The organism is Microbulbifer maximicatervae (SeqCode), from assembly GCF_052467325.1.
This window is the reverse complement of record NZ_CP174310.1, coordinates 2,845,509-2,859,384: the sequence shown is the minus strand read 5'-3', so window position 1 is coordinate 2,859,384 and position 13,876 is coordinate 2,845,509. Positions and strand designations below refer to the sequence as shown.

The window sequence follows — 13,876 nt, the reverse complement described above, 5'->3', positions numbered from 1 at the left end:
GCTGCACGGTAATGATTCGGGCTATTCCCCGCTGCTGCGGGGGTAAACCGAGTGTGGGGTTGGGTTGTGCCGACACCTGAGTTTGTTCCCCCGCTGGGCGGGGCTGGACCGTAGCCGATAGCGCACGGACATTAGTTCTGAAAATGTTTCCCCGAAGGCTCGGGGATGTAATGAGGGTGTGCTATGATCGCGCTCCTTTTGCGCGACTGTTCCCTGTTTGTACAGGGGTAAACCGGATAAGGCATGGCCTTTGTGCTCTGCGCAAGGTGTTCCCTGAATACTCGGGGATAAACCGACGATGGAGAAGTTGTCGGAGTACATCCTAGTTGTTCCCCGCTCTCGCGGGGCTGCACAACGACTTTTCCCTTCTTCTTTTTCCTGTAGATTTCGCAATCGAAAGCCCCGCAGTGTATTACCGGGGGCTTCTGAATTTTGGCTGAAATTATTGGATGATTACGCCGGTATTACTCTCGCCGCCGATCTGGAAATTAAAAGCGCGGCCATTAGAACCTGTCTGAGTAATTTCCTTGGTGTGATTGTTACCAATTTGCAGGCTAAAGGCTGAGTTGGAGTCACCGCTCTGGGTGATGGTGATGTTATTACTATCGCCAAACTGGCGGGAGCTTATTGACAGAGACTCACCAGCCTGTTCGAACGTTGCCCGGTTATCGAAACCCAATTGACGGGTGAATATATCTACCTCTGTTCCAGCCTGCTCGATATTGGCAACATTCTGCAACCCGGTTTGTTCATTGGTCGCGCTGATCAGTAAGCCGGCTTGATTAATAACAACCACATTATCAATCAGGAACTGTTCGCTGTTCATGGAGTTGAATTCGGCACCCAGCTGGGAACCCGTAATCTGGTTGGTGGTACCGGTCTGGCGTATATCGATACTGCTACTCAATGCGGATTGTTCTAAAGCCGCGTTGTTACCCCCACCATTTTGGCGCAACTCAAGGGTATTAAAGGCACCGGTTTGGGTAATCGAGGTGATATTGGCATCGCCGAGCCTTTGGATAATCAGAAGGTCATTGAACAGACTGTCTACTTGGGTTGCAAAGGCGAAGTGGCGATTGTTTGTTTGCCGTAAGGTCATACTGCTGCTGACACTGGCAAATTGTGCGAGCCCGCCATAGATATCGCTGCCATCCTGCAGTATGTCCAAGGTGCCATCGATTGTGGCAACCAGGCTGGCGGTGGCAAAGTCGTCCCGATCAAACTGGAAGATTAAAACGGAACTGCCTATATTGCCTGCGGTTTCCTCTACCACGGCACTTTGCCGTTCGCCGTCCTGGAATACAAAAATGCTGCCGTTAGCACTGGCTTCCTGGCGACCAATAAAAAAGTGACTGTCTCCGTCCTGGATATTGGTAATGGTATTACCGCTGCCAAAGCGCTGTTCGATAGTGGAAGCGTTGGAGGTACCGAGTTGCAGAATAGATACCTGGCTGTCGAGAGAGAGTTCCTGGGTGATCTCGGAAGTATTTTGCGATCCGATTTGTGTATTGGTTGCGCTTAGAGAAGCACCACCGGATTGAGATATCGTGGTCTCGTTTTGACTGCCGATCTGGGAGCTCTGAATACTACTGTTAATAACACCGCCACTTTGAGTGGCGGTAGCGGTATTAGTATCACCTATTTGGCGTTTGATAATAGTATTGCCGAAACCCGCTTCAGTTTGATCGGAATTTGCTGAGTTACCTGAACCGATTTGCTCCAGGTCAGTAGAGTTGGTGCCCAGCGCATTGCCGCTAAAGGCAACCAGTGCGAGTGTCGCAATACTGGCGCATAACTTCATGAGTAACTCCTTTACTACAAAACTTCTAAGGAGCCCATTCGGGGCTGCTAATGAATATCGTCCACTCGCACTTCACAAGTGGACATCAAAAACTACGAGCCGAATACATCAGTATGGGATCTTAGCTACTTTTAGCCGTCTTTCTAAGCGCCAGATTATCCCTATGGGGTAAACGGATGCCAGGGAGCTTTTACTTTCAGTAGCTATTTCCCGCCGAATAGAAAAATTATTGCTGGCATCGAAGGGGTAGGATATGAGAAATAAGTATTGAAAATGTAGGAAGAAAGTCCCAGGGATGTGACTGGGAAATGGCGGCGATAACTGCCTTTCATTCTCTCGGGAATTATCGTGGGGACTTTCGACACTCGCGGTCCACGCGTTTTAATAAAGTGGGGATACGGTGGTCTCCATGCATCTTTTTTACCAAATTTTTGGCTTCCAGCAAAGGGAGACCGAGGCTGCTGATATACAGCGGTTTTACACTTTTTCCCCGCAGCAGCTCCGCCTCAACAGGGGTGCCCTTAAACGGTTTCTTGGCGACACCGATGATGGGAACTTCCTGCTGGAGAGCAGAGTAGAGATGGGCACCCAGGCCCGGTTTTTGTTCCCCTCCGAGAAATACATAACCATCGATAACAATCAGTTCTGCCTCTATCCCGTGTTCTTCGATTAGGGTGAGGATACAGGGGAGCTCTCGCTTGTAGAAAGCACCGGGCTCATAGGCCAAGGTACTCTCTATTTCACTGAAATATAGTTGCTCGGGCTCAGGAACTGACCAATCGTCAAAGCCGACCCCGGCTACCATTGCTCCGGGGTCCCGGTAATCTACATCTACCGCCAAAATCATATTGGGAGCCTTTTTACTTTTGAGTCGAATGTTGCGATTGGTTCAGGATACTTCCAGTTTTGCCTGCTTTAACAGCTGCTTATGAGTTGCTTTGTAGTGCTTGCCCAGTGTTTTGGATTTATCAAGGATTTCATTGAACAAGACATTGGCCTTTTCCGCCTGGGATTGATCTTTCAAGAATAAGGCAAAGTAAAAAGTCGCTTCTGGTCCGCTGTAGTATTGGTACAGCGTTTCATACTCGTGGTAGGCCTCTTTTACTTGCTTCAATGCCGCTAGTGTACGAGCGTAAAGTAAGTGGGCATCCTGATTTTTATAATCGGGGTTCTTTTCGATTAATTGATCCAGTGTCTCTTTGGTCGGTTCAAACAGATTGAGAGAAAACTGGCAGCGTGCCAACCCAAACATCAGCTCAGGGTCATCCTGATGAACCCCCTGGAGGCACTTTTCATAGAGAGTTTTTGCCTCGTGATAAAGGCCGTGTTTCACGCATTCATCGGCCATGCGCATAGAGTTTTCCACATTATTGGAACGGGACAACTCTTGTGCAGCCTGATGGATATCCCGATTGGGATTTAGTGTTTCCCGCACCGTCCTGCGCGCATTTTTGGCACTGCGTGACTGGTTTAATTCCGGCAGGATTTCCAGGACCAGGTAAGCAATAACTCCGGCCATGGGCAGCATCACCAGAACCCAAATCCAAGTGGTGTTGCGCCCGGTTTTGAGCACGTGAATTACAAAAGCTGCCTGAATAAGGATGGATAGAATAAGAAACGGCATAGGGATTACTCTTCTTATTTTCGCTACTAACTCTTCGTGGGCAAGGTTAACCGAGTCCGCTTAGAACACAAGAGCTGTGGATCACGGAGTTGTGCACCGGGGTACCACTCTGTATTGAGTGCACAGTTGTCGCAATATACTACTGGGCCATTGGAATAAGCCGTCTAAGATTTCTGGGGATAAAAATGACCAGTGCCTTAGACACTTGGAGCTATGGCGCATAGGGAGGTGAGCCAATGGCTCAATTGTCGCGACGGGAATTTTGTTTTACCACTGGCGCATTGGGGGCGGCCTTACTAACAGGGGTGTCGACTTCCAAAGCTACCCAGGCACAGAAGGGTCGCCGTCAGGCTTTACCGATTCCCCCGGAGTTGCGTGCAGATAGGCAAGGCCGGATTAAATTGGCAGCGCGCCCGGGCAAGCAGTCTTTCCTACCGGGGGTGACTACGCGTACTTATGGGTTCAATGGTCCGTTTTTAGGTCCGGCGATACGGGTGCGCAAGGGCGAGAAAGTAACCGTCAGCGTGGTCAATCATCTGCCGCAAAATGTAACTGCGCATTGGCATGGACTGATCGTACCCGGCAATGCCGATGGTGGCCCCTATATGCCATTGAAGCCTGGAGAAACCTGGACCGTAGATTGGAACATAATCCAGCCCGCCGCAACCCTGTGGTTTCATCCCCACCTCTACCCGACAACCGCCGAGTTGGTACTCAAAGGCTTGGCGGGACTGATTATTATCGACGATGAAGAAGGCGATGCACTACCGATACCTTCGCAGTGGGGTGTGGATGACATTCCGTTAGTGATTCAGGATCGCCGCTTTACCGATGATGGTCAGTTCTTCCATCGCTTTAACGAAGTGACGGTTGCGGCGGGCTATTGTGGGGATCGACTTCTGGTTAATGGCGTTATTAATCCGGTGGTCAGGCCACCTAAAGGCTGGGTGCGCTTTCGTATTTTGGACGGCTCCAACGGACGCAACTATCGGCTTGCCACCAGTGACAAGCGACCACTCTACGTGATCGCCAGCGATGGCGGTTTTCTCTCGGAACCAGTGAAAGTGGATGTACTGCCTATTGCTGCGGGAGAGCGCTACGAAGTAATGATCGACACCCGCGATGGCAAGCCTTTCGACTTCCAAACACTGCCAGTGCCCCAGCCAATAATGCGCCTGCCGCCATTTGATCAGGCCCACAGTTTTCTCAGTGTGGTGCCTGGAACATCTGAGGGGAAAGGAAAATTGCCGGAGCGCCTGGTATCCCTGCCGACAATTCCCCAAAACCTGCCACCAATCAGTCAGAAGCTGGTGATGCAAATGAATCGACAGAAGCAGGCGCAAGCTGTGATCGGTGCAACGGGGCTGCCGCAGATGGTTGCCGCCGGTACGACCAACCCCGATGTGGTGGCCAAAGTATTGAAGCTAATTACTGAGGGGCCGGCATTGCCGTTAAAAGAGCAATTAACTGCGAATGCGATTAATGGGGTTTCCTTCGCATTTACCGAGCCCGGGTTTAAGGTTGCGATGAATAAGGACTTGCGCTGGGAGATCTCTGAAGGACAGGACCGAATGCTACACCCGGTACATATCCATGGCTGCCAGTTTCGAGTCACGAAATACAATAATGCAGAACCGCCACTCTATATGCGTGGCTGGAAAGATACGATGCCCATATCCGATGGCGGCAAAGCGGAAATATTTGTTCGTTTCCCGCTGCCGGCGATGCCGGATATGCCCTATATGGCGCACTGCCATGTTTTGGAGCACGAGGACTCGGGAATGATGACAGAGTTTAGTGTCTCCTGACTTTATTCGCTGCTATTCTGTCAGCGTCGCTTCTGTTTCCTGTCTTCCTTATGCTGTAACTTGGTAGCTTTCCTGATCAGGTTTTGGAAGTTGGGGCACTCCAGCTGATTGACCTCGGGACAGTTGGCCACATGGCGTAGCCCATCGCGCATAGCTTCGAGTCGGCGGATATTCTTTTCCAGATCGTCGGCCCTGGCGAGGAGCTGCTCCCTGTCGATAGCGGGGTTGCCATTAGAGGAAAACATCTCGCCAATTTCATCCAGGGAAAAACCGGCGTAGCGGCCAAGGGAGATAAGGGACAACTGTTCTATCACTGTGGCTTTAAAAATCCGGGTAATTCCCCGACGACCACATGACTTTATCAGGCCTTTTTCCTCATAATACCGAAGTGTGGAAGAGGGGAGTCCCGACAGTTTGGAGACTTCGCGTATATCCAGTTCTTCCCTGTTATTCATCGCTTATTGACCTCAAGCTCACTTGAAGTTGTATGCTAGTTTCACGCGTCATTACTGGCAAGTCAAAGTTCAGCTTATGCACACCGCGAAAAGTTATTCCGAAGACCCAATTTCCCAAGAGGCTGCTCAGGTTTCCAAAAGAGGAGTCCTGGTCACCTTGTGTTTGGCGACCTTGCTCGCAGCCTTGGGAGTCAGTGCAATTAATATGGCGCTGCCTGTATTAATCGAAAGCTTGGGGGCTTCCTTCAGTAATACTCAGTGGATTACCGTGGCCTACATGATGTGTATGACTGCGACCCTGCCTATTGCCGGAAGCCTCAGTGACAAGCTGGGTCGCAGGAAATTGTTTCTAAGTGGCGGATTGATATTCACCTTATCGACATTACTTTGCGCGCTGTCTTTTAATGTTTGGACTCTGGTTTTTTTCCGCGCAATACAAGGGGTCGGTGCGGCGATGTTCGTGGCTGTGTCTATGGCTATTGCCAGCGACGTTTTCGATAAAAGTGAAACGGGAAAGATAATTGGATTACTGGGCAGCCTGTCTGCGGTTGGGACTGGTATGGGTCCTATTGTGGGCGGCTTGATTGTCGAAAACCTGAATTGGCAGGCTATCTTTTGGTTGGTAGTGCCGGTGGGATTGGGGGTGTTTTTTCTGGCATATCGAACTCTACCGGAAAACATAGTCGGCGAAGTTGTTGATGGCAGAAGTCGACTCAAACGCTACCTGGCCGCAGCATTCCTGTTCTTTAACATTGTTTTTTATACCCTGGCGATTAAGCCATTGGGAGAAGGATATTCCGCAGTTAATGGAATTGCTATCGCTCTATCGGTGATATTTGGTGTGGGGTTGTTTTACGTTAGGCAGAAAGTACAACCCTTGCGTGAAGGATTTACGGAATCTTCTGGAAAGCAGACATTCTTGGCGAATGTGGCCGGAAACTTTTTGGTGGCTTCATCGGTAATGAGTAGCCTGATTGTAGGGCCTTTTTATTTGACCCTGGCACTGGATCTGGACCTTTTTATCGCAGGGCTGGTGATGACAACCGGATCATTTATGGTGGCTGCTTGTTCAAATCTTGCCGGTCGAGCCGTGGATCGATTCAATAGTCGAGGTATCGTATTACTGGGTCTGTTAATTTTGCTTTGTGGAGCCATGGGAATGGGGCTGCTCAGGGTGGAGCAGGGCTTGGTAGGCTATCTGATTTTTTCCGTCACTATGGCAATGGGTTACGGAACCTACCTGTCGACAGTTAATACCATGACCATGAATAGCGCCCGGGCCGAAGTTCGTGGGCGTATTTCCGGGTTTCTCAGCCTTTCACGAGGATTGGGTTTATTGACCGGAGCTTCAGTGATGAGTGTGATTTTTGTAGGGCTTGTACCCAGCCAGCCCCTGCAAGACATGACCCCTTCGCAGATAGCGGATGGTCTCAATGCCGTTTATCGCCTGGCATCAGTGTTCTTGTTAACCGCATTAACAATACAGGTGGTGTCTATTCTTGCCAGCAAGCTTGCTTCCAAAGCGCAAAAATAAAGATTACCTCCAGAGCTATAAAGTAAACCCATTAGCGAGTGCTTCGTTTTAGTGAGCACTCGCGGGTATTAATAGCTGCTGGAGCTATTAATACCCATCTCTAATCCCTGATTTATTCCTATTTTCCAGTCCAGCGCTTTTACACTTCACCCACTACCTCAATAGCTAAAAATTCAGGCACAGATCTGGTTGACTTAAAGCTGGCTTCAAGTTGTATCTTGAGTTTGTGGATTCGCAGTAATTTTCAACAAGATATCGAGAGAGCTTTAGGAGGACCAATCAGTGACGGATTCTTTGAGACAGTGTGTTGAAGCACTTAAAGCGAATTGGCAGGGACTTGATACTTCATCGATTGTGAGATGTCGAGAGGCCCTGGGAAAATTGGCGTCATCAAATTCTGATGAAGCATGGTTGGCTGATCTACACAGTCGCCAAGAACCCAGTGTAGAGTTATACCGTGACGAAGATAAGGGTTTTATCTTACTGGCTCATGTGGAGCCTCGTGGGCTCTATCGTCCACCACATAATCATGGCAATGGCTGGGTATTTTACGCGGTGCAACATGGTGAAGTGGAGATGTCTACCTATGGTTTGCTCAATCAAGACGACGGTGAACAACTGGTGAGCCGGGGCTGTTATCAAATGAAGCCTGGTGACTGTAGTGTGTTCTTACCAGGAGATATTCACGATACTCGTTGCCTTTCCGAGTATGTGTTGATGTTTAGATTGACCAGCTGTGACTTTAGCGAGGAGAAGCGTGAGGGACGTCTTAGGGTGTTTGCATCTTAAGCAAGAGTTTAACAATTGCCCGCTGGCCAGTTGCTAACGGGCAATTATCGATTGGACGTTTCCTAAAGAGCCTCTGAATAACGCCGTAATGCCTCTGCGGGTCTTGAAGGCTGCAGATGTTAGGCGTAGCTCGCCGCGAATGGCTCTAGTCCTTTGTAAGAGCTGCAACGCAGCAGCTGTGGCCTTCAAGGCCCGCCCTTCGGGGCTTGCAGAGCGATTCACACTCCGCGTTGCGACTTCTTGAAAGGTCTAGACATTCCTGCAAAGCCGCGCCTTGATTGTGAACCGCTCTGCAAGCCAGAGGTATCACGGAGTTATTCAGAGGCTCCCTAAGCCCAGTTCAATCAAAACTTTCGATTAAAAATCGTAATCTCTATTATTGGGATATCATCCCAATATTGCCATTGCCCACTTGACTGGCTGAGATATTTCCATTGACTTCACTCTGTGAAATATCAATAAAATTATCCAGCCCATTTTGTTGAGATAAGGCGAAACTCGAAGTGCCCTCCTGAAATGCAATAGCCTCATTAAACATACCTTCCTGTGTGGTGGTGATGCTCATGAGTTCACCTTCTTGTCGAGAGGAAATGATATTGTCTGACCCGATCTGACTTGTTTGGGCGTAGCTGTTTTCATTGAATATTTGCCAGAGAGTGGCATTGTTGCCATCACCTAATTGGGTAACTTCATTAGTAAGGGACTCGCCAAAGTTCTGCAAGCTGGTCGCCTCATTTCCTGTTCCGTTTTGTGTCACGGTAGAGGTATAGAAGGTACCGCGTAATTGAATTAGGACACCATCATTCAGCGTTCCTGTTTGGAGAAGTGAGCCTGAGTGGAAATCACCACTCGTGGCGCGAACAAACCCCATATTACTTTGTCCAGATTGGAACAAGTAGCCTGTATTGCCAGTGGAGTCACTTTGGAAGAGTTCACCGTCATTCAATAGCCCCTCCTGATAGATTTCCCCATTAGTCGTAGTGGTAAGTATCTGGGTACTGAGTGCGGTCTGATTATCACCCAATTGCACAATTTGCACCGTAGTTGAAGTGCTTTCTTCTTGACTGGCGATGGCGCTGTTACTGTCTCCAGTTTGCATTTGAAGTATGTAGCCCAAGGATGAATTCAAAGATTGCATCGCTTCGGCAGAGTTGGAACTACCCGTTTGCATTTGTTCTATTAAGTTATTTTCAATGGTTGAGTCAGCTTGCTCTGCTGTTGCCAGATTGCCATCGCCGTATTGCTCTACAGTGGTAATACTTGTGTCCGCGTGGCTAATAGTACCTAATAACAGAATTGTGGATAAAAAAAGGATAGGGTAAGGCTTCACAAAGATCTCCCTTTGTTGAACTAATCTGAACTCTTTCCTGTTTGGGGCACGGGGTGCTAGCCAAAGGATAAATGACTGTCATTTGCGGCTTATTACTGCTGATATTGCCGATCTAAAGTGTCGCCATGGAGTAAGGGAAATACTATGGGCCAGAAGTACTTTTATTTTGAGAGAAAAGTCACTGACGAAAGATGTAGGAATTGTGAAAAACTGTATTTATCCGTTGTGATTCCTGGTGAGATTGGGAACTTTTTCTCACTTGGACGATGTAAAGTGTCATGAGATTTTCTATCGGTGTCTGTTGGCTAGGTAATTATCCTTACATTTTGACCCTGTATTGTTATTGGTAAAATTTTTCTATTTCATGGTTTTATGTAGATTTAAAAACCTATAATTTCTGCTTTTTACGTGCCTTTGATCTTGAATTTAGACATTTGCTCACTGGCGCACGTGACCTGTGTCGATGTGGTCACGAAATATTCTGTTTAAATCTGGAACCATTCCGTTTGCTATTTATCGAAACTGCTGAGTACGTATGGGGCTATTTGAACAGCGTACAGAAATAAAGTAAGTGTTTGTGATAATTACTAAAAGGTGCAGGGGCAGTTGCACCCAGTTGAGTAAATAAAAACGGGGAAGGGAAGTGGGTTCCTTTCAATTTAGAGCGTCCTGGCAGTGTATAAATATTCATGCCAAGAATGCCTGCTCTATTTATTAATGCCTTCCGTTATACGTTATTCACACAAGCTCTTGATCTCTATTTTTGCAAATAATACCTGGCAGTTAGGTATTTGCCTCATCGCGTAAAACTTTAAATAGAACCCTAAAAACGACAATTGGAGATTCTATGAGTCATATTTTTATTCGCACAGCCATAGCATCGGCGCTGATGCTGGGCGCTCAAGGTTTGAGTGCGGCACAACCCGCCGACGACTACGTTGCGGGGCAGAGTTATACCGGTGGCAGCCAGGTTTGCTACGGGGGAAACTTATATAAAGCTCAATGGTGGGCAACAGCTTCTCAAGTTCCCTCGGATGCCCTGACAGCAGAAAACCGATGGGACTCCCCCTGGATTTTGGAAGAGTCAGGTGCGTGCGATACCAGTGGTGGCGATGACTCCAATTCCGGTGATGGTGATGGCACCGATTCTGATGATGATACTGATACCGGAAATAACGGTGATACGGATTCTGGTAACAATGATGATGCAGGTTCCGGCAGTGGTGGTGGCACTGGTGGCTCTGATGACTCCGATACTTATATTTCTGGTCAAAACTATCGCAAAGGCGAAGAAGTTTGTTACGACGGTGACCTATTTGTTGCCCAGTGGTGGGCTAATAGTGACGACCACCCCACCGATGCATTAACGGCTGAAAATACCTGGGGTTCCCCTTGGCTTCTTAAGGAAGCGGATGGTTGCTCCAGTGACGGTGGCTCCGATGATGACACCGGCACCGGTGGCAATGATGGCGGCAGTGATAACGACGATAACGACAACAGTGGCGATGGCAACGATAATTCTGACAGCACTCCCATTACGATAAGTGCTTCAGTGTCGCAGTCACAAATTACCGGTGGTGGCACTGTAATACTTGATGCCAGTGCCTCCGGTGGCGAGGGCAATTTATCTTACAGCTGGGCCCAATTATCCCCGGCCTCTCCTGAAGCAGATATTGCCTCTGCGACCAGCGGATCCACCACTGTTACCCTACCTTCAAGCACCTTTGATGTGAGCTATGTCTTTAGCTTGATCGTCAGTGATGGTGACACTACTGAAGAAGCACAGGTAACCGTGCAAAACCTCGCGGTGGACGATACCGATGAAGACGAGGATGATGATAATACCGATGGTTCTGAAAGCTCAGTAACCGCAAATATCTCGGCCTCAAGTATCAATGTAGGCTGTAGTGGAACGGTTAATCTGGATGGCTCTGGCAGCACCGGCGGCAGCGATATCTCTTACATCTGGAGCCAAACCAGTGGCCCGGTTGTAAAGATGACCAACTATACCGGCAGCGCTACCTCAGTGACCCTGTCTGAGATATACAGCGATGTAACCTACACCTTCCAGCTGACAGCTTCTGACTCCACTCAAGCCAGTGATGTGGACGAGGTCTCCATTAGCCAGGATGGCTGTGCCGCAGCCGATGGCTATGTGATGGGCATCAGCGAACTGGAAGCTGCAGAAGAGTCGATTACCAGCAGTGATTCCTTGCTTCAGGAAGTAAAGGATACTGTCGAAACCCGGGACAACGCCGTGGTTGAGGCGGTACAACCTGGCCGCAGTGCAAACCCTGAAAATGTCCTCCGCGTTGAGAGCATCCTGTCTGAAGAAGACTGGGATTACCTTTTCGCCCTCAGAGCGGAAGAGTACACCTACACCAATTTCCTCCGTGCCGTAGCCAAGTTCCCAGCTTTCTGTGGTGACTATACCGATGGCCGCGATGCCGAGGCGATCTGTCGCAAGTCGATGGCGGTAATGTTTGCACACTACGCCCAGGAAACCGGTGCCCACGCAACAGGTTGGGAAGTGCCGGAATGGCGCCAGGGTCTGTACTGGTTGCGGGAAATTGGCTGGACTGAAGATACTTCCGGTGGCTACGGCGCCTGTGATGCCAGCAGCAGCTGGGCAGCGGAAGCATGGCCCTGTGCGATCAATGATGACGGTGGCTATAAGAGCTACTTCGGTCGCGGTGCCAAGCAATTGAGCTGGAACTATAACTACGGCCCTTTCTCCCAGGCGATGTATGGCGATATTTACACCCTGCTGGAAGCGCCGGAGTTAGTCGCGGATACCTGGTTGAACCTGGCCAGTTCCATCTTCTTCTTCGTCTACCCACAGCCACCCAAGCCAAGCATATTGCATGTAATTGATGGCACCTGGGAACCGAATAGTGTGGATCTGGCCAATAACCTGACTGCAGGATTCGGTGTTACCACCAATATTATTAACGGTGCGATCGAATGTAGTTCAGGTACTGAAGACTACCGCTCACAGTATCGGATCGAGTACTACCAGAGCACAGCGGAATACTTCGGTGTAGAAATTCCTGCAGATGAAGAACTCGGTTGTGCCAATATGGGGCAATTCCAGACTGGCGGTGCAGCCTCCCTGGATATTTACTGGGATAAAGATTGGGGATGGTCTGCGGATACCCCAAATAATGAGAGCTACGCATGTCAGTTGGTGAATTACCAGACTGCCTACTCAGCACTGAATGAGGGCGATTATGCCAAGTGTGTTGAAGGAAACTTTGATATGACCGTCGATTACCAAGACTAAAAACCACGGGGCTAAATAGCCCCCACTCAAACCCTTTCAGTGACCTGGTTCCCCCCCGCAGCCAGGTCACTTTTTTATTACCTTTCCTTCGGTGTTATCTTTCTCTAAACCTATCTACAGGCATATACATTCCTGTTAGACAAAATTTTAATCCAGGCAGTTGGGGTTAGCCGTTGTAAAAGTGTTGGAGATCCATGTATTGGAAGATGTACAGGCATCGGCATTGGCATCATTAAGGTCGAAGCCAAGGCCAAAGCCGCCCGCATCAACTCTGTTGCCAGTAATAAGGTAATTGGTTTGCGCAAATTCCTGCATCAATATGCCGCTAAAAATAATATTTAAAACGGTATTTTGCGTAATAATACCCCCGGACGAACTGCCGATAACGATACCATTCTCTCCTGTGTTTACCCCTTCAGCTACAGGCTCTATGGTGTTTTGTGAAACGAGAGCATAGTCCCCTTGGATAACAATAGAGTCCCTCCAGTTACCTACAATTTCATTTGAAAGTATGCTGTTAAAATCCCCATCGGAAGAGATACCCATTTCGGTATTTAAAGAAATTGTAGAACTGCTAACAAAGTTGTTATTGCTGGTTAGGGAAATACCTATTTCGTTAGTTTGCGCTAGGATATTGTAAATTCCATGAAATCCCGAGTCCTCTGCGCTGACGCCGGTATAACAATTTTCAATAGTCCCGTTTGAGAGAAAAGCCCCCTGGCCAGACAAAATGATGCCAGTATTCAGCACGGGAAGTTCGGCACAGTGCACGGTAAACCCGTTCATATCCAGATTGCCGCTGGGACCGGATATGGTGATTGGCGGTGTGGCAGTGCAGAATAATATGTCTTCAGTCATTATTTCAGCGGTGGTAATGGTATCGCCGCACTGAACGTCGGCAAAAGATAGGGCTGGTAAAAGCACGGGTGCAAAAATGAATGGGAAATATTTTCCTGCCTGCATAGGGTTTCTTCTCTGTCAGTTGCTTTAAGGAAGCGCTTAAAAGAGATCCTTTGAACGGATCTTCTGAGAAAAATATAGATATGATTGATTGGTGTGTGAGGTAATAGGTGACGGAGATCAGGCGTGGGAAATGGGTGCATGTTATTGATGTTTGCATAGATTCCAGCCAAACAGGGAGGAATAATTAGCGGCTAAGAACTTCCTGGATCGGCTGTTTTTATACGTACAGATTACTCTTTTTATTCTGTGGTATTGTGCTTGCGCCTTGTGTATAAGGCGGAAATATACG

The 13,876-nt window shown here is 48.5% G+C and carries 10 protein-coding genes; 4 read left to right on the top strand and 6 right to left on the bottom strand.

Features of this window, described 5'->3' with window-relative positions:
- Positions 1 to 442 precede the first annotated feature (442 nt).
- The 3 genes from ACJJIE_RS12855 to ACJJIE_RS12845 all read right to left on the bottom strand — a co-directional run bounded on the left by ACJJIE_RS12855 (position 443) and on the right by ACJJIE_RS12845 (position 3,425).
- Positions 443 to 1,801, bottom strand: coding sequence for a hypothetical protein (locus ACJJIE_RS12855; RefSeq protein WP_444891949.1), 1,359 nt, complete (start codon positions 1,799 to 1,801; stop codon positions 443 to 445).
- A 343-nt stretch (positions 1,802 to 2,144) separates the two neighbouring features.
- Complete coding sequence (locus tag ACJJIE_RS12850) at positions 2,145 to 2,678, bottom strand: endonuclease V (protein WP_444894767.1); 534 nt, start codon at positions 2,676 to 2,678, stop codon at positions 2,145 to 2,147.
- Between the two features lie 12 nt (positions 2,679 to 2,690).
- Positions 2,691 to 3,425 carry a tetratricopeptide repeat protein gene (locus tag ACJJIE_RS12845; RefSeq protein ID WP_444891948.1) on the bottom strand — a complete coding sequence of 245 codons (735 nt, stop codon included), beginning with the start codon at positions 3,423 to 3,425 and terminating at the stop codon, positions 2,691 to 2,693.
- 236 nt (positions 3,426 to 3,661) lie between these two features.
- Here ACJJIE_RS12845 and cueO point away from each other — a divergent pair, with 236 nt between their 5' ends.
- A complete protein-coding gene (gene cueO / locus ACJJIE_RS12840) occupies positions 3,662 to 5,233 on the top strand; it encodes a multicopper oxidase CueO (RefSeq protein ID WP_444891947.1) in 1,572 nt (523 codons plus the stop codon).
- 20 nt (positions 5,234 to 5,253) lie between these two features.
- Here cueO and ACJJIE_RS12835 read toward each other — a convergent pair whose 3' ends face one another.
- Positions 5,254 to 5,688, bottom strand: coding sequence for a helix-turn-helix domain-containing protein (locus tag ACJJIE_RS12835; RefSeq protein ID WP_282931385.1), 435 nt, complete (start codon positions 5,686 to 5,688; stop codon positions 5,254 to 5,256).
- Positions 5,689 to 5,710: 22 nt separating this feature from the next.
- Here ACJJIE_RS12835 and ACJJIE_RS12830 point away from each other — a divergent pair, with 22 nt between their 5' ends.
- Together ACJJIE_RS12830 and ACJJIE_RS12825 are read left to right on the top strand one after the other, a co-directional pair.
- Positions 5,711 to 7,222, top strand: a complete 1,512-nt coding sequence (locus tag ACJJIE_RS12830; RefSeq protein ID WP_444891946.1) for an MFS transporter — start codon at positions 5,711 to 5,713, stop codon at positions 7,220 to 7,222.
- 282 nt (positions 7,223 to 7,504) lie between these two features.
- Positions 7,505 to 8,011 (top strand): hypothetical protein, encoded by a 507-nt coding sequence (locus ACJJIE_RS12825; protein ID WP_444891945.1) that lies wholly within the window; start codon positions 7,505 to 7,507, stop codon positions 8,009 to 8,011.
- A gap of 376 nt (positions 8,012 to 8,387) precedes the next feature.
- Here ACJJIE_RS12825 and ACJJIE_RS12820 read toward each other — a convergent pair whose 3' ends face one another.
- The gene (locus tag ACJJIE_RS12820) at positions 8,388 to 9,341 is read right to left on the bottom strand and encodes a hypothetical protein (protein WP_444891944.1); all 954 of its coding nucleotides are present in this window, start codon (positions 9,339 to 9,341) and stop codon (positions 8,388 to 8,390) included.
- Between the two features lie 847 nt (positions 9,342 to 10,188).
- Here ACJJIE_RS12820 and ACJJIE_RS12815 point away from each other — a divergent pair.
- Positions 10,189 to 12,624 (top strand): glycoside hydrolase family 19 protein, encoded by a 2,436-nt coding sequence (locus ACJJIE_RS12815; protein ID WP_444891943.1) that lies wholly within the window; start codon positions 10,189 to 10,191, stop codon positions 12,622 to 12,624.
- 147 nt (positions 12,625 to 12,771) lie between these two features.
- Here the strand turns inward: ACJJIE_RS12815 and ACJJIE_RS12810 are convergent, their stop codons facing one another.
- Positions 12,772 to 13,587, bottom strand: coding sequence for a NosD domain-containing protein (locus tag ACJJIE_RS12810; protein ID WP_282931390.1), 816 nt, complete (start codon positions 13,585 to 13,587; stop codon positions 12,772 to 12,774).
- Positions 13,588 to 13,876: the final 289 nt, after the last annotated feature.

Coding starts and splice junctions, on each gene's coding strand:
- ACJJIE_RS12815 (WP_444891943.1), top strand. CDS start 10,189: ATGAGTCATATTTTTATTCGCACAGCCATAGCATCGGCGCTGATGCTG.
- ACJJIE_RS12855 (WP_444891949.1), bottom strand. CDS start 1,801: ATGAAGTTATGCGCCAGTATTGCGACACTCGCACTGGTTGCCTTTAGC.
- ACJJIE_RS12835 (WP_282931385.1), bottom strand. CDS start 5,688: ATGAATAACAGGGAAGAACTGGATATACGCGAAGTCTCCAAACTGTCG.
- cueO (WP_444891947.1), top strand. CDS start 3,662: ATGGCTCAATTGTCGCGACGGGAATTTTGTTTTACCACTGGCGCATTG.
- ACJJIE_RS12845 (WP_444891948.1), bottom strand. CDS start 3,425: ATGCCGTTTCTTATTCTATCCATCCTTATTCAGGCAGCTTTTGTAATT.
- ACJJIE_RS12810 (WP_282931390.1), bottom strand. CDS start 13,587: ATGCAGGCAGGAAAATATTTCCCATTCATTTTTGCACCCGTGCTTTTA.